9 protein-coding genes are annotated in these 17177 nt (G+C 72.6%); 2 read left to right on the top strand and 7 right to left on the bottom strand.

What is annotated here, in order from left to right:
* Positions 1-25: 25 nt before the first annotated feature.
* Both HA039_RS17375 and HA039_RS17370 read right to left on the bottom strand, forming a co-directional pair.
* Entirely contained in the window at positions 26-3073 is a 3048-nt protein-coding gene (locus HA039_RS17375) for a tetratricopeptide repeat protein (RefSeq protein ID WP_167030532.1), read from the bottom strand.
* A complete protein-coding gene (locus HA039_RS17370; protein ID WP_167030529.1) occupies positions 3070-4938 on the bottom strand; it encodes an HSP90 family protein in 1869 nt (622 codons plus the stop codon). Before HA039_RS17370 ends, HA039_RS17375 begins: the two co-directional genes overlap by 4 nt.
* Positions 4939-5205: 267 nt before the next feature.
* Here HA039_RS17370 and HA039_RS17365 point away from each other — a divergent pair, with 267 nt between their 5' ends.
* Positions 5206-6051, top strand: a complete 846-nt coding sequence (locus tag HA039_RS17365; protein ID WP_167030527.1) for a Cof-type HAD-IIB family hydrolase — start codon at positions 5206-5208, stop codon at positions 6049-6051.
* 77 nt (positions 6052-6128) lie between these two features.
* Here HA039_RS17365 and HA039_RS17360 read toward each other — a convergent pair whose 3' ends face one another.
* The 5 genes from HA039_RS17360 to hisC form a co-directional block, all read right to left on the bottom strand.
* The gene (locus HA039_RS17360; RefSeq protein ID WP_167030524.1) at positions 6129-7931 is read right to left on the bottom strand and encodes a GAF domain-containing sensor histidine kinase; all 1803 of its coding nucleotides are present in this window, start codon (positions 7929-7931) and stop codon (positions 6129-6131) included.
* Between the two features lie 20 nt (positions 7932-7951).
* Positions 7952-11578, bottom strand: coding sequence for a thiol reductant ABC exporter subunit CydD (gene cydD / locus HA039_RS17355; protein WP_167030521.1), 3627 nt, complete (start codon positions 11576-11578; stop codon positions 7952-7954).
* Positions 11579-11623: 45 nt separating this feature from the next.
* Positions 11624-12631 carry a cytochrome d ubiquinol oxidase subunit II gene (gene cydB, locus HA039_RS17350; RefSeq protein WP_167030518.1) on the bottom strand — a complete coding sequence of 336 codons (1008 nt, stop codon included), beginning with the start codon at positions 12629-12631 and terminating at the stop codon, positions 11624-11626.
* 14 nt (positions 12632-12645) lie between these two features.
* The gene (locus HA039_RS17345; protein WP_167030516.1) at positions 12646-14154 is read right to left on the bottom strand and encodes a cytochrome ubiquinol oxidase subunit I; all 1509 of its coding nucleotides are present in this window, start codon (positions 14152-14154) and stop codon (positions 12646-12648) included.
* Positions 14155-14435: 281 nt separating this feature from the next.
* The gene (gene hisC, locus HA039_RS17340) at positions 14436-15515 is read right to left on the bottom strand and encodes a histidinol-phosphate transaminase (RefSeq protein WP_167036983.1); all 1080 of its coding nucleotides are present in this window, start codon (positions 15513-15515) and stop codon (positions 14436-14438) included.
* Between the two features lie 371 nt (positions 15516-15886).
* Between hisC and HA039_RS17335 the strand changes: the two genes are divergently transcribed.
* Complete coding sequence (locus HA039_RS17335; protein WP_161312533.1) at positions 15887-16999, top strand: LacI family DNA-binding transcriptional regulator; 1113 nt, start codon at positions 15887-15889, stop codon at positions 16997-16999.
* Positions 17000-17177: the final 178 nt, after the last annotated feature.

Here is a 17177-nt window from a genome sequence, read left to right as displayed (position 1 = left end):
AACTGTTGATCCAGGCGGCGAACGGTCAGCGCATGTGGCCCAGGGTGGTGTCCACCTCGGCCACCAGGGCCTTCGCCGTCTCGCCCCCCTGTGCCGCCAGTTCCTCCCGGAGGGTGGTCAGGCGGGCCAGGGCCTCGTCCGGCCGGTCCAGGGCGCGTTCGTTCCAGGCGGCGCGGGTCAGGCACTGCACGCGGGAGTCCAGCGCGTGGGGGCCCAGTCCGGCGTAGACCGCGGCCGCGCGGTCCCACAGGGCTATCGCCTCCTCCTCTACGGAAGCGTTGTCCTGTACGGAAGCGTCGTCACCGGACTCTTCCTCCGTTTCCTCCTCGTCGTAATCCTCGTAGTCGTAGAGCTGCTCCATCAGCAGGTCGGCGAGCTGGTGCCAGGTCTGACCGCGCTCGTAGCGGAGTCCGGGCTCCTCGGCACCCTCCAGCACCGCCGCCGCTTCCTCCATCAGCTGCCGCGCGCGCGGCACCGTGGCGATCGCCGGGACGCCGTTGTCCTGGACCACCAGCCACGCCAGCGACCGCAGCACCCGCACCTCGGCGACCGGGTTGCGGCCGACCCGCCGCCACAGCTCCAGCGCCCGGCCGTACGCCGCCTCCGCCTCCGTACGCAGCCCCGCCGCGGCCAGCCCCTCGGCGCCGAGCTGCGCGAAGTGCGCCTGGGCACCCGGGTCGTCCCAGCCCTTCGCCGTCTCGGCGGCCAGCAGGTACTGCTCGGACGCCCCCCGGGGATCGTGCAGGTCCCGCAGCAGGTTGCCGAGGGTCTCGCGGGCCTGGACGGCGACGTACTCGCCGTGTTCCAACAGGTCGGGCAGGGCCGACTGGAGGATCTCGGCGGCCTCCGCCGTACGCCCGGCCGCGCCGTACGCCCTGGCCAGGACCAGCCGCGCCGTGGCGCCCCCGCCCGCGCCGAGCCCGGCCTGGTCGAACCAGTGCGCCGCGTCGAGCGCGTGCGCCGCCGCGTCCCGCGCCCCCTCGTCCCGGCGGAGCAGGATGTCGGCCAGGGTGAGGCGTACGGCGCCCTGCTCCTCGGCGTCAGCCACCTCCCCGGCATGACCGACGGCGGCGCGCGCGGCTTCCTCCGCCTCCTCCGCCCGGCCCCGGGCGAACAGCAGGGCCGCGCGTCGGGCGAGTGGTTCCGCGGCGTCCCACGGACGCCCCGCGGCGAGGCTCCGGCCGGCCGCCGAGTCGAGCAGCCGCTCGGCGCGCGCCTCCTCGCCCTCCTCCAGGGCGAGCCCGGCCAACATGGCCTCGGCGGCGGCGACGAGGTCCTGGAGCCCGTCGACCTGGTCCGTGCGGTCGATGAAACCGGTCAGCTCGCGCGGCAGTTCGGCGTCCGGACGGTCCGGGTGGCCGTGCTCGCCGTCCCCGAGCATCCCGGCCTCCTTGGCGCGGAGGTGGGCCTCGATCCGGATGCGGGTGAACTCGACGGTGGCGATACGGCGCGGCCTCGACTCGTCGGACTCCGCCAACGCACGCGCGGACGCGGCGGCCGCGGCGAGCAGGTCGCGCGCCTCGCCCGCTCCGGCCCCGAACTGGACCGCCGCGGTCGCCGCGTACAGCTCGGCGAGAACCGCCCGCCCCGGCTGTCCGCTCGTCCGGTACGCGTCCAGGGTCTCCTCGAACAGCGCGCGGGCGCCCGCGTCACCGGCCCGCGACGCGTGCAGGGCGCGACGCTCCAGCAGGTCGGCGGCGAGCTGAGGGTCGGGCTCCACGCCGGTGGTGTCGACCAGGTCGGCGACGCGGTCCCACAGAAGGGCAGCGCCCGGATGCCCCCGCTTCCGGAAGGCCCGCGCCCGCTCGACCAGGTCGGCCAACTCCTCGGCCCCACCGGCCCCGTCGGCACGAACAGTCCCAGCAGCCCCGGACGGTACGGAGTCGCCCGTCAGCGCCCCGCCACCCCCCGCGACCGCCCCGGCACGACCCGACACCGCCCCCGTGCCCGCCCCCGGCAGCACCGGGCTGCGCACCCCCAGCGGCAGCGCGTCCGTCAACGGCCGCCGCGCCAGGCGCTCCGCGAGCAGCCCCGAGACATGCCCGGAGCCGTTCCGGGCGTCGAAGCGCTCCGCGATCGCCGACACCTGCCCGTACAGCAGGTCCGCCAGCTCGCGGACCGTACGCCCCACGCCCTCGTACGGGACGGCCGGCCGGTCGCCGTGCCCGAGGTCCGTCAGCCGGCGCAGCAGGACGAGGACCCCGCCGTTGAACCCCAACTGCGCCTCGGCGTCGGCGAGCGGGCCCAGGTGCGCGGTGTGCTCGGAGAGGATCTCCAGACCGCGCGACTCGTTGCCCGTCAGGGCGCAGAACTCGATGTGCTCGCCGATCGCGCGGAGAAGGCTCTCGTTGCCGCGCGCCATGCGGTATCCGCGCAGGTGGTGGGAGCGTGCCTCGTCGGTGTGGCCCAGCCGGACCAGCGACAGCAGGGAGTGGGCGAGCGCCCGGTGGGGCTCCTCCATGCACGTCTTCTGCCCGGCGAGGACGGGCTCCCAGACGCCGATCGCCTTGGTGTCCTCCTCCCGCCGCGCCCAGTAGCGGCCCTGGTTGCTCAGCTCGCAGGCGTGGCAGTCGCTCATCCGGTCGCGTTCGGCGGCCGCCCAGTCGCTCATGGCCCGGTCCGCGCGGGCGCGGTCGCCGAGGGAGTCGGCGAGGTAGAACTCCGCCTGCCGTACGGCCCGTTCGCTGAAGCCCGCGACGCGGTAGCGGCGCTCCATCTCGGCGAGCCAGCGCTCGATCGCGTCGAGGGGGACCTCGGGGGACCCGACGATGCTGCCGGTGACCCATTTGAAGCGCCAGTACAGGCCGTGGGTCTCGTGGGCCGCGAAGACCGACGGGTCGCGGTCGTACTCCTGGAGGAGGCGCGCGAAGGGCACCGTCATCTTCGTGCGCTCGGCGCTGTACTCGTACGCGTCGATCAGGGCGGACAGGGCGTGGCGGAACAGCGTCCGGTCGCCCGACGACTCGGCCGCCGCCGACAGCGCCTCGGCGTGGGCGATGCGCGCGGCGCCGTGCGGTGCGGAGGCGTTCTCGGCGAGGCCGCGCTCGATCTCGGCGGGGGTCAGGGCGGTCACTTCGGGTCCTCCTCGGAGGCGGTGTGCGGGGCGGTGGGGTGGGTCGCCCATTCCAGGAGCCCGAGGAAGGCGCGGTTGAGCAACGTGGTGTCGTGGGGGCGCAGGGGCCGCTGGGACATCAACAGGGCCTGTCCGTAGAGGGACTCGACGGCGAGGCCGGTCAGCTCGGTGTCGGGCAGGCCGGCGATGCGCCGGATCAGCGGGTTGTTGTGGTTGAGGACGAGCCGCGCGCGCGGCGCGGCGCCCCGCAGCGCGCCCAGGATGTCGCCCCACAGGTCGTCGGCGCCTTCCTGGGCGGTCGCCCGGTCCCGTTCGTGCCGGGCCTGGCGGTCGTCGAGGAACAGCGCGGGCACGGTGACCGGCTGGAACGCGCGCAGCACCACGTCGCAGGCCAGCGGTGAGAGCCGGGCGCGCGCCGTGGCGAGGAAGGCGGCGAGCGCCAGCTCGGCGGTGGTCTCCACGGCGTCGAGGCGGTCCGTGACCGCCCCCGCGTCGAGCTCGGTGACGCGGATGCCGGGCCGGACGGCGGGCAGCAGGGCGAGCAGGTCGGCGTCGTACGTGTACCCGGCGTTGACGACGCCCAGGCCGTGCGCCGCCGCGATGGGCGCGATCTGGCGGAACTCCTCGACGGTCCTGGTGAAGTGGATCTCGCCGTGCGCGGCGGCGAACTCGTCCAGGCTCACCTGTCCGTCGCTGGTCTCGAACGGCAGCCAGGGCAGCATGAGGTCGAGCAGCTCGGCGTCGTGCCGGGCGAGGGACTTCACGCCCAGGTGATGGACGCTCAGGAAGGAGGCGAGCCGTTCCGGTTCGCCCGCGGCGAGGCCGGTCAGCCAGTCGCGGATCCGTGTGCCGAGCGCGTCCCTGACGGCGGCGAGGGTCTCGTCGTCGTAGAGGTTCTCCCGGGAGGCGGTGGGCCGCAGGGTGTCGGTGTCCAGGACGGCGCGGACGAAGAACGCCCAGTCCGGGAGCAGGTTGTCCGCGTGGTCGGTGAGCAGCATGCCCTTGAGGTACACGCGGTGTCCGGCCCGGTGCGCGGGGCTGGTCGCCTCGGGCAGGACGTACGCCACGCCGCGCACCCCGGCGACGGGCAGGTCCAGGTCGATGGTGTCGAGCGGCGAGAACCCGAACACGCGCGAGCAGTGCCCGGCGAGGGCGACCCGGCGCGCGCCCGGTGTGGGATGGGGGCGGTCCCAGACGGCGGGGCGGTCGGTGACCGGGCTCTCGTTGCCCGCGTCGTCGGCGAAGGTGATGTCGTACGGCAGCAAGGAGCCGAAGTCGCGGGCCAGTTCCTCGACGCGCGCGGGGGTCGTCCACTCCTCCGCGCCGGGGCGCGGCTCCAGGTGGACGGTCGTGCCGGGCTCGGGGCGGGCCTCGTCGGGCAGGACGCGGACGGTGTACGACCCGTCGTCGCTCGCGAGCCACTCGACGGGCGGGGCGTCGGGCGTACGCGCGGAGCGGGTGACGACCCGGATCTGCCGGGCGACCACGAAGCACGCGAGCAGGCCGATGCCGAACTGGCCGAGGAACTCGCGGCGGGCGCTCTCCAGGCCCTGTTCACCCCCGCGCTTGGAGCTGCGGCCGATCGTGGCGAGGAGGGTGTGCACCTCGTCGGCGGTCAGGCCGATGCCGCTGTCCTCGATGGAGACCTGGCCACCGCCGGCGGCCAGCCGGATCCGGACGACCGCGGCGGGGTCGTGCGCGCGGCGGGCGGTGACGGCGTCCACCGCGTTCTGGAGCAGTTCGCGCACGTAGACCCGCGGGCTGGAGTACAGGTGGTGGGAGAGCAGGTCGACCAGCCCACGCAGGTCGACCTGGAAGGTGTTGACGGCGGGATCAGGGATTCCGGCCCGTGCTGTGGACGTCATGGGGCAGCACCTCGCGTGCTCGCATACGGGAGTTGACGATCGCGAGGTCCCCCCTCACCGATCGAGAAGCAGGAACCAGCCTAGGGCCGACCACTGACAATGCCCCTGGAATTTCCCCCGCCGGCCGGACCACCCGACCGCGGCCTCCGATCACCCCTCCCGTCACCCCTCCCGACCGCAGCCTCCGACCGCACCCGCCGCGGCGCGCGGCACTCACATGTGCGCCCCTCCGCACGCCCGTGCACCTCCGTACGGGAGAATGACCGGGTGACCTCCACTGACGACTCCCCGCTCCCCGCCCGGCCCCGGCTGATCGCCACCGATCTGGACGGCACCCTGCTGCACGACGACAAGACGGTCTCGGACCGCACGATCGCGGCGCTCGCCGCCGCGGAGCGGGCCGGCCTGGAGGTCTTCTTCGTGACGGGCCGGCCCGCCCGGTGGATGGACGTCGTCAGGGAGTACGTGCACGGCCACGGCCTGGCCATCTGCGCCAACGGCGCGGCCGTCGTCGACCTGCGCGCGGGCGGCGAGCTGCTCCGCGTCCGTCCGCTGGAGCGGACGACCGCCCTCGACGTCGTACGGGCCCTGCGCGACGCGGCCCCCGGCACGACCTTCGCGGTCGAGCTGAGCACCGGCATCCACTACGAACCGGACTACCCGGCCTTCCACCTGGACCCGGGCGCGAGTGTCGCCGCCGCGGAGAAGCTCCTGCACGAGGACGAGCCGGACTCGGCCGCCCCCGTACTGAAGGTGCTCGCCCACCACGCCGACCTGACCCCGGACGGCTTCCTGACGGTCGCCAGGACCGCCGCGGGCCACCTCGCGTCCTTCACGCGCTCCAGCCCGACGGCCCTGCTGGAGATCAGCGGCCTCGGCGTGAGCAAGGCGAGCACGCTCGCGCTGTGCTGCGCCGAACGCGGCATCTCCTCGGACGAGGTCGTCGCGTTCGGGGACATGCCGAACGACGTGGAGATGCTGACCTGGGCCGGTACGTCGTACGCGATGGGCAACGCCCACCCCGACGTGCTGGCCGCCGCCTCGGGGGAGACCCTCACCAACGAGGAGGACGGCGTCGCGGTGGTCATCGAGCAGATCCTGGCCCGCCTCTGACGACGAGGCCCTTCCGCGAAGGGTCCCTGTGGAGATCACTCCTCGAAGGGCCCGCCTCTCGAAGAAGGGACCGCCTCCTAAAGAGGCGCCTCCCACACCACCGTCGTCCCGCCACCGTCCTCCCCGATACCCGCCACGCACGTGCTCGACCCGCCCAGCGACTCCGCCCTGCGCCGGAGGTTGCGCAGTCCGCTGCGCCGGCCTCCCTCGGGCAGGCCCACGCCGTCGTCCGCCACCGACAGCCGGACCGCCTCGTGGCCGTCGGGCAGGCGGACGGTGGCGTCGACGACCACCTCGATCCGGGTGGCGTGGGCGTGCCGGAAGGCGTTGGAGAGGGCTTCGCGCAGCGCTGCGATCAGGTTCTTCCCGGTGAGTTCGCCGACCCGGCCGTCGACCGGTCCGACAAAGCGGTGGGCCGGCTGGAATCCGAGGGGCACGGCGGCCGTCTTGATCTCGCGCAGGACGCGGGTCCGCAGCCCCGACGGGGCCTCAGCGGGCCCCCGTTGCAGCGCGAAGATGGCGGTACGGATCTCCTGGATGGTCACGTCCAGCTCGTCCACGGCCCGCCCGATGCCCTGGTGGGCCTCCTGGGCGAGCGGGCCGCGCTGGGCGCTCTCCAGCATCATCCCGGTGGCGAAGAGCCGCTGGATGACCAGGTCGTGCAGGTCACGGGCGATCCGGTCGCGGTCCTCCAGGACGGCCAGCCGCTCCCGGTCGCGCTGGGCGTCGGCCATCATCAGGGCCAGGGCGGCCTGGGAGGCGAACTGGGTGGCGAGGATGCGCTCGGTCTCGGTGAAGCGGCGCGCGCCGCGCGGCCGGGGCGTGACCAGCGCGCCGAGCACCCGGCCCCCGCTGTGGAGCGGCAGCAGCATGCAGGGGCCGTACCCCTCGGCCATGTCGGTGATCATGCGCGGGTCGGTGGTGGCGTCGTCCACGAAGACGGACTCGCCCGCGAGCAGGGCCCGCACGACCGGGCTCTCGGGGGGAGCGATGGTGCCGAGCCGGGAGGAGGGGTGGAGCCGGTCGGAGGAGATCGCGACGATCTCGAGCCCGTCGGCCGCTGTGGGCAGCATGACGACTCCGGCCGACGAGTCGGCGAGGCTCCGGGCCTGTTCCGCGACCACCGCGAGGGCGTCGGCCCCGCCGTTGGAGAGCAGCGCGGTGGTGACGGCGACGGAGCCGTCGATCCACCGCTCACGCTGCCTGGCCGCCTCGTACAGCCGGGCGTGGCCGATGGCGATCCCGGCCTCCGTGGCGAGCACTCGCAGGACGTGCAGGTCCTGGTCGTCGAACTCGGCCGCGCCGGCCGGCTCAGCCACCCCCGAACCTCCCGCCTCCTTGGACACGTGCTTCTCGGCCAGGTAAAGGTTCCCGAAGAGCGCGCCGTGCACCCGGATCGGGACGCCGATGAACGTACGCGTCGGCGGCCCCTCCTCCCGCCCCTCGTCGCCGGAGCCGGGACGGGCCTCATGCCCGGGGCCGTGCCCGCCCGCATGCCCGCCCTCGCGCCCGTGCTCGCCGAGCCTCATCGGTCCCGGTCCCGACTGCTGGATCAGCGCGCCCAGCAGCCCGCGGAGCCCGTCCGGCCTGCCCCCGACGAGCCGTACCTCCTCCGTGTCGACGCCGTAGGTCACGAAGTCGGACAGACCGTCGCCCGACTCGTCGACCACGCCGATCGCCGCGTACCGGGCGTCCGCGAGGTGCGCCGCGGTCTCACAGATCCGGTCGAGCGTGGAATGCAGTTCGAGCCCCGTCCCGACGGACCGCATGGCCTCCAGCAGCTGCGGCACCCGTGCGGTGAGCTCGGTGGACAGGCCCTGGAGGCTGCGCGCCGCACGGGTGGCCGCCTCCAGGTGTTCGGTCGATTCGGGCACGGTCATGCCCTTGAGCGTAGTAAGTCCTATTTGATGGGGAAAGTCGGCGGGCCTGATACGGGCAGCAGATCACCGGCCCGTTCCCGCTCCAGCATCCGCCGCAGCGGCCCTTCCTCGGCGACCAGCCGGTCGTACGGTCCGCGCTGCACGGTCCTGCCCTCGTCGAGCACGATCACCTCGTCGACCGCGTCGAGACCCCGCAGCCGGTGTGTGATGAGCAGCGTCGTCCGCCCCTCGGTCACCTCCAGGAGGTCGGCCGTCAGCGCGTCCGCGGTCGCCAGGTCCAGGTGCTCGGCCGGCTCGTCCAGGACCAGCACCGGGAAGTCCGCGAGCAACGCGCGGGCCAGCGCCAACCGCTGCCGCTGCCCCCCGGAGAGCCGCGCCCCGTGCTCCCCGACCAGCGTGTCCAGGCCGGCGGGCAGGCTGTCGGCCCACTCCAGCAGCCGCGCCCTGCGCAGGGCGTCCCGGAGTTCGCCGTCGGTCGCGTCGGGACGGGCGAGTCTCAGGTTCTCCCGTACGGAACTGTCGAAGAGGTGCGCGTCCTGGGCGCACAGCCCGACCGACCGCCGGACCGTGTCACCGTCGAGCGTGGCGGTGTCGGTGCCGCCGAGCAGCCATGTGCCCTCGTGCGCGTCCAGGAAGCGCAGGAGCACCTGGGCGAGCGTTGTCTTCCCCGCGCCCGACGGCCCGACCACCGCGACCCGCCGCCCCGCGGTGAGGGTCAGGTCGAAGCCGGTGAGCGCGTTCCGCTCCTGCCCCGCGTACCGCGCGGACACCCCGCGCACCTCCAGCGGGAACGGCGACCCGGGCGCGGTGGCGGGCCGTTCCGGTTCCTGTACGGGTACGGGGGCGTCGAGCACCTCGCAGACCCGCCGCGCGCCCTCCGCGGCCCGCTGCCGGTACCGCACGGCGAGCGGGAGCCCGGCGACCGCCTCGAACGCGGCGAGCGGCGTCAGGACGACGACCGCCAGCTCGACGCCCGCCAGCCGCCCGTCCCGTACGGCCTGCACCCCCACCACGGCCGCGGCGGCCACCGTCAGTCCGCAGATCAGGGCGGACAGGCCGCCGCCCGCCGCCGTGGCGCTGGCGCCCCGCGAGGCGAGAGAGGTGAGCGTGCGGTCGGCCTCCCGGGCCCGCCGCAGCCGGCCCGGGAGCGCCCCCGCCACGGTCAGCTCGGCGCTGCCCCGCAGCAGGTCGGCGACCCGCGTCGCCAGCAGCCCGCGCGCGGGCGCCAGCCGGTGCCCGGCCCGGCGGGCGAGGGCCCCGCTCAGGTACGGCACCCCCACACCGGCGAGGAGCAGGCCGACGGCCAGGACCGCGCCCGCCTCCGGCAGCAGCCAGGCCGTGAACCCGACCGTCCCCGCGCCGACCAGCACCGCGGTGCCGACCGGCAGCAGCCACCGCAGCCAGTAGTCCTGGAGCTCGTCCACGTCGGAGACGAGCCGCGAGAGCAGGTCCGCGCGCCGGGTCACGCCGAGACCGGCGGGCGCGACGCGCTCCAGTCCCCGGTACACGGAGACCCGCAGGTCGGCGAGCATCCTGAGCACGGCGTCGTGGGAGACGAGGCGCTCCGCGTACCGGAACACGGCCCGCCCGATGCCGAACGCGCGGGTCGCCGTCACGGCGACCATCAGGTAGAGGACCGGGGGCTCCTGGGAGGCCCGCGAGATGAGCCAGCCGGAGACGGCCATGAGGCCGACGGCGGAGCCGAGCGCGAGACTGCCGAGGACGAGCGCGAGCACGAACCGGCCGCGCAGCGCCCCGGCGGCGGCCCGCATCCGCGCGAGCGGCCGCACCCCGGCGGTGCTTTCCGGCCCGCCGGGAAGGTCGGCGCCGGGAAGGTGGCCGGCAGGGACCCCGGCGGCCAAGCCCTCACGTACCTCCCCGGAATCGTCCACCGCCCCTGCGACACCCAGATCCGTACCGATCCCGGCACCCACAGCCGCACCCGCACCCGCACCCGCACCCGCACCCGCACCCGAAGTCGAAGCCACCCCGGCCCCAGCTCCCGCCCCCACCCCCCGCGACAGCGTGATCACCCGGTCCGCCACCGCCAGCAGCGCCGGCCGGTGGACCACCAGGACCACGGTCCGCCCCCGCGCCAGCCGCCCCACCGCCTCGACGATCCCCGCCTCCGTCTCGCCGTCCAGCGCCGCCGTCGGCTCGTCGAGCAGCAGCAGCGGCCGGTCCGCGAGGAAGGCACGCGCCAGCGCGAGCCGCTGCCGCTGCCCGGCCGAGAGCCCCGCCCCGTCCTCCCCGAGCGGGGTCTGCGCCCCCTGGGGGAGCGCCGCCACGAAGGGGTACGCCCCCGCGTCCCGCAGCGCGGCCCGTACCGCCGCGTCGTCCGCGTCCGGTCGCGCCAGCCGTACGTTCTCCGCGATCGTGCCCGCGAAGAGGTACGGCTGCTGCGGCACCCACGCGATGCGCTCCCGCCACCGCTCCAGGTCGAGCGACGCCAGGTCCCGCCCGTCCACTCGGACCCGCCCCTCGTCCGGGACCGTGAAGCCGAGCAGCACCTGGAGCAGCGTGGACTTCCCCACCCCGCTCGGCCCGACCAGGGCGACGGTCTCCCCCGGCTCGACCGTCAGCGTGGCCGCGTCCAACGACGGCTCCTCACGGCCCTGGTGGCGGACCGTCACACCGTCCAGCTCCAGCCGCACCGCACCGGCCGGCACCTCTCCCCGGCCGCCCTCGCGCGGCTCGGTCTCCAGGACCGTGAAGATCTCCTCCGCCGCCGCCAGCCCTTCGGCCGCCGCGTGGTACTGCGCGCCGACCTGACGGATCGGCAGGTACGCCTCGGGGGCGAGGATCAGCACCACCAGTCCGGTGTAGAGGTCGAGGTCGCCGTGGACGAGGCGCAGTCCGATACCGACCGCGACCAGGGCCACCGACAGCGTCGACAGCAGCTCCAGCGCGAAGGACGACAGGAACGCGATCCGCAGCGTGCGGAGGGTGGCCTGCCGGTACTCCGAGGTGATCCGCCGGATCGAGTCGGCCTGCGCCTTGGCCCGTCCGAAGACCTTGAGCGTCGGCATCCCGGCGACGACGTCCAGGAAGTGGCCCGAGAGCCGCGACAGCAGCCGCCACTGCCGGTCCACCCGCGTCTGGGTGGCCCAGCCGATGAGGATCATGAAGAGCGGGATCAGCGGCAGCGTCACCACGATGACCGCCGCCGAGACCCAGTCCTGGGTGACGATCCGCGCCAGGACCGCGACCGGGACGACCACCGCGAGCCCGAGCTGCGGGAGATAGCGCGCGAAGTAGTCGTCCAGGGCGTCGATGCCCCGGGTGGCGAGGGCGACCAGCGAACCGGTCCGCTGCCCGCTCAGCCACCCGGGTCCCAGCTCGGCGGCCCGCTCCAGGAGCCGCCCGCGCAGTTCGGACTTCACCGCCGCGCTCGCCCGGTGCGCGGCCAGTTCAGTCAGCCACGACACCAGCGCCCGGCCGACGGCGACCGCGCCGAGGAGCAGGAGTTCGGTACGCAGCGCCGCCGTGGAGTCCCCGTGCCGGAAGGCGCCGACGACGATCTCGGCGATCAGCGTCGCCTGGAGCACCACCAGTCCGGCGCCGGCCAGCCCGAGGACCACCACGGCCACGATGAAGGGGCGAGTGGTCCGGGCGTACCGCAGCAGACGCGGATCGATCGGTTTCACGTGAAACACCACCCTTTGACGCGTGCCGAAAACTCAGCCGGAATCTCAGTGCGAAGCGGAATCGGCGATGTGCTGCGTGCCGATCCGCTTGCGGAACACCCAGTACGTCCAGCCCTGGTAGAGCAGCACGATGGGCGCGGTGATCCCGGCCCCCCAGGTCATGATCTTGAGGGTGTACGGGGTGGACGAGGCGTTCGTCACGGTGAGGTTCCACTGCTCGTTCAGGGACGAGGGCATGACGTTCGGGAACAGCGTCAGGAAGTACATCGCGACGACGGCCGCGACGGTCAGCCCCGAGAGCGCGAACGACCAGCCCTCACGGCGCCTCCCGATGGCCCCGACCGCGCCCACCAGCGCGGCCACGGCCACGACCAGCGCGACGAGGCTCTTGCCGTTGCCGCTGTCCGCTTGGGTCCAGACCAGGAACCCGGCCGCCAGGACGGCGGTCACCGGCCCCAGGACGAGCGCCAGCTTCCTCGCCCGTACCCGGATGTCCCCCACCGTCTTGAGCGCGGCGAACACCGTGCCGTGGAAGGTGAAGAGGGCCAGGGTCACCAGGCCGCCGAGGAGGGCGTACGGGTGGAGCAGGTCGCCGAGGGTGCCGACGTACTCCTTGTGCGCGTCGATCCGCACCCCGTGGACGATGTTGGCGAAGGCGACGCCCCACACGACGGCCGGGAGCAGCGAGGTCCAGAAGATCGCGTGTTCCCAGTTGCGCTGCCAGTTCTCCTCGGGCCGCTTGGCGCGGTACTCGAACGCGACTCCGCGCACGATCAGGCAGACCAGGATGAGCAGCAACGGCAGGTAGAAGCCGGAGAAGAGGGTGGCGTACCAGTCGGGGAAGGCGGCGAAGGTCGCGCCGCCCGCGCTGAGCAGCCAGACCTCGTTGCCGTCCCAGACGGGCCCGATCGTGTTGATCAGGACGCGCCGTTCCGTACGGTCGCGGGCCAGCAGCTTGGTCAGGACCCCGATGCCGAAGTCGAAGCCTTCGAGGAAGAAGTAGCCGGTCCAGAGGAAGGCGATCAGGACGAACCAGACGTCATGGAGTTCCATGGTTCCTCAGCCCTTCAGTAGGAGAAGGCCATCGGGCGGTCGGCGTCCGTGCGGTCGCCGCCGATCCGGGTGGGTGGGTCGAGGTCGTCGTCGGTGAGTTCCGGTGGACCGGCCTTGACGTACTTGACGAGCAGTCTGACCTCGATGACCGCGAGGACCGCGTACAGCAGGGTGAAGGTGATCATCGATATGAGCACCTCGGTCTGGGACGTGTGCGGGGAGACCGCGTCGGAGGTGCGCAGCACGCCGTACACCACCCAGGGCTGGCGTCCGGTCTCGGTGAAGATCCAGCCCCAGGAGTTGGCTATCAGCGGGAAGAGGAGCGTCCACAGGGCGGTGAGCCAGTACCACCGGGCGAACTTCGGGCTGAGGGCCTTGTTCCGGAAGAGCACCAGGTGGGGCACCTCGTCCTCGCCGGTGCGCAGCCGTTGGGGCAGCAAGAACCTGCGGCGGGTGAGCCACAGTCCGAGCAGTCCGAGGCTGAAGGACGCCATGCCGAAGCCGATCATCCAGCGGAAGCCCCAGTAGGCGACGGGGATGTTGGGCCGGTAGTCGCCGGGCCCGTACTTCTCCTGCTCGGCCTTGTTGACGTCGTTGATCCCCGGGACGTACGAGCTGAAGTTGTCGTTCGCGAGGAAGGACAGCAGTCCCGGGATCTCCAGCTCGACGGTGTTGTGGCCCTTCTGGACGTCCCCGTAGGCGAACACGGAGAACGGCGCGGGCGCCTGCCCGTCCCAGAGGGCCTCGGCGGCAGCCATCTTCATCGGCTGCTGCTTGAACATGACCTTGCCGAGGGTGTCGCCGCTGACGGCGGTGAGCAGGCCGGCGATCACGACGGTGACCAGTCCGAGGCGCAGGGAGGTGCGCATCACGGGGATGTGCTTCTTGCGGGCGAGGTGGAAGGCGGCGATGCCGACCATGAAGGCGCCGCCGACGAGGAAGGCGGCCGTCATGGTGTGGAAGAACTGGGTGAGCGCGGTGTTCTGGGTGAGCACGGCCCAGAAGTCGGTGAGCTCAGCGCGCCCGGACTTCTTGTTGAGCCGGTAGCCGACCGGGTGCTGCATCCAGGAGTTCGCGGCGAGGATGAAGTACGCGGAGAGGATCGTGCCGATCGAGACCATCCATATGCAGGCCAGATGGATCCGCTTGGGCAGCTTGTCCCAACCGAAGATCCACAGTCCGATGAAGGTGGACTCGAAGAAGAAGGCGATCAGGGCCTCGAAGGCGAGCGGGGCTCCGAAGACGTCACCGACGAAGCGCGAGTAGTCGGACCAGTTCATGCCGAACTGGAACTCCTGCACGATGCCGGTGACGACGCCCATCGCGATGTTGATCAGGAAGAGCTTGCCCCAGAACTTCGTGGCCGTGAGGTACTTCGGATTCTCCGTGCGGACCCACGCGGTCTGCAGCCCGGCGGTGAGCGCGGCGAGCGAGATCGTCAGCGGGACGAAGAGGAAGTGGTAGACGGTGGTGATGCCGAATTGCCATCGCGCCAGGGTCTCCGGCGCCAGAGCGAGTTCCACGTCGTTACTCCTTACATCGCCGTGGTCGAGCGGCGGCTTGTCCCTTTGGTCCGGTACGCATCCGGGACGTAGTGGATCAAACGAGGCAAGCTTGTGAACGCGTTCACATTCACAAGCATTATTGCGCACACCGATCCGGACCTTCGTTCGGGGGGTCCCCCCGACGAGGTACGCCAGGTCCCGCCCCTCCGAACGCCGGTTGGAAAGCCAGGCGGACCCCCCTCGGGAACGCCGAAGGGCGGCCCCCTCAGGAGGCCGCCCTCATCCGGTTCTTCCGCCCGTCACAGCTCCTTGAGGAACGCCTCCGCCGCCTGGAGGAAGAGATCGTTGGCCTCGGTCTCCCCGATCGTGACCCGTACGCCCTCGCCCGCGAAGGGGCGGATCATCACCCCGGCCTTCTCACAGGCCGCCGCGAAGTCGAGCGTGCGCTCCCCGAGCCGCAGCCAGACGAAGTTCGCCTCGGTCTCCGGCACCGTCCAGCCCTGCCCCGCCAGCGCGCCGGCCACCCGGGTCCGCTCGGCGACCAGCGAATCGACCCGCTCCAGCAGCTGCGTCTCGGCGCGCAGCGAGGCCACCGCCGCGTCCTGGGCGATCTGGCTCACCCCGAAGGGCACGGCCGTCTTCCGCAGCGCGGCCGCCACCGGATCGTGCGCTATGGCGAACCCGACCCGCAGACCGGCCAGGCCGTACGCCTTGGAGAAGGTACGCAGCACGGCCACGTTCGGGCGCTCGCGGTAGAGATCCACCCCGTCGGGCACCTCGGCGTCGCGGATGAACTCGCGGTACGCCTCGTCCAGCACCACCAGGACGTCCTCGGGCACCCGGTCGAGGAACCGTTCCAGCTCGGCTCTGCGCACCACCGTGCCGGTCGGGTTGTTGGGGTTGCAGACGAAGATCAGCCGCGTCCGGTCGGTGATCGCGCCGGCCATCGCGTCGAGGTCGTGCACCTCGGCGCCGGTCAGCGGCACCTTCACCGAGGAAGCGCCGGAGATCTGCGTGATGATCGGGTACGCCTCGAAGGAGCGCCAGGCGTAGATGACCTCGTCGCCGGGGCCGGCGGTGGCCTGGACCAGCTGCTGCGCCACGCCCACCGAGCCGGTGCCCGTCGCCAGGTGCTCCGGCGGCACGGAGAAGCGGTCGGCCAGCTCGTCCACCAGGCCGGCGCACGACAGGTCGGGATAGCGGTGGAAGAGCCCCGCGGTGGCGATCACCTTCTCCATCACGCCCGGCAGCGGCGGGTACGGGTTCTCGTTGGAGGACAGCTTGAAGGCTGCGGGACCGCCGACCGCGGCGGGCTTGCCCGGCTTGTACGTCGGGATGCCGTCCAGCTCGACGCGGAGCCGGGGCCCCGTACCGCCCACCGCAGGGCTCGTGTTGCTCACCGCAGGTCCTCCTCGGCCGTTCACGGGTGTCGCACTTCAATGCTGCTCACCATAAGAGGATTCAGGGCCCTTGCGAAGGCCCCGGGAGCAGGGGGCGCACGCCGCCCTGGCGCGCGCCCGTGGTCCGCGCCGTGGCGCGCATCCCCCGTAGAGGTGAGTTGAGACAACTTCGAAACATGGACCTTTCGACAGGCACACGCCGTCCGATGCATGCCAGACCACAGCGGGAACGGACAACTCCCACTTCTTCCAAGGACATTGGGTGCTTTTGACCATGCAGAAACGTGCCTGCTGAGGGGTGCATATGCGACCGGCCCCACCGCCCGCCCGCGCCCTAATATCGGCTGGCCATGACAGCAGCAGGGAAACACCAGGTGAGCCGGACGGACACAACCCGCCGGGGAAACCGGCAGGGTCGGGCGGGCATCCGGGACGTCGCAGCCGCAGCCGGTGTCTCCATCACGACTGTCTCGGACGCGCTCAACGGCAAGGGGCGTTTACCCGACGCCACCAGAAGCCATGTCCGAGAGGTCGCCGAGCGCCTCGGCTACCGTCCTTCCGCCGCCGCCAGAACCCTCCGTACCGGCAAATCGGGCCTCATCGGCCTGACCGTGACGACGTACGGGGATGAACCTTTCACCTTCACCGAATTCGCCTACTTCGCCGAGATGGCCAGAGCCGCCACCTCCGCCGCGCTGGCCCGGGGCTACGCCCTCGTCATCCTCCCCGCCACCTCACGCCACGACGTCTGGGCGAACGTCGCCCTCGACGGCACCGTCGTCATCGACCCCTCCGACCATGACCCGGTCGTCACCGAACTCGTACGCCAGGGCCTGCCCGTCGTCTCCGACGGCCGGCCCGCGGGCACCCTCCCCGTCACCGCCTGGGTCGACAACGACCACGAGGCGGCCGTCCTCGACCTGCTCGACCACCTCGCCGACGCGGGCGCCCGCCGGATCGGCCTGCTCACCGGCACCACCACCGACACGTACACCCGCCTCTCCACCTCCGCGTACCTGAGCTGGTGCGAACGGGTCGGCCAGGACCCGGTGTACGAGTCCTACCCGGCCCACGACCCGTGCGCGGGGGCCGTCGCCGCCGACCGGCTCCTCGCCCGCCCGGACCGCCCGGACGCCGTCTACGGGCTCTTCGACCCCAACGGCACCGATCTGCTCGCCGCCGCCCGGCGGTACGGGCTGCGCGTCCCCGAGGACCTGCTGCTGGTGTGTTGCAGCGAGTCCACCGTGTACGCCACGACGGAACCGCCCATCACGACGCTCTCCCTCAAACCGCGCCGGATCGGGACCGCCGTCATCCAGCTCCTCATCGACGCCATCGAAGGAATCAACACCGGGGCGCCCATCGAGCAGGTGATACCGACCGAGCTGGTCGTCAGGACCTCGTCCCAACGCCGCCCGCCCCGCACCACGGTCAGTGCCCCCAGGTCCCCGGCGGGGGACTGACGGGGCGCTGCCGGGGCGCGGGCCCCCGGCACATTTGGGGTGATCGGCGTGCAAACCTCCGGCGAACCCGAGGTGCGACAGGATTCACCACCCCTGGTGCGTCACACAGGAGGAGCGGGATTCCTATGATGGGCCCACGACACCATGGACCTTTCCTGACCTCCGGTGGGCACACACC

Source organism: Streptomyces liangshanensis (assembly GCF_011694815.1).
Lineage (GTDB): Bacteria > Actinomycetota > Actinomycetes > Streptomycetales > Streptomycetaceae > Streptomyces > Streptomyces liangshanensis.
This window is presented reverse-complemented; position numbering and strand designations above follow the sequence as displayed.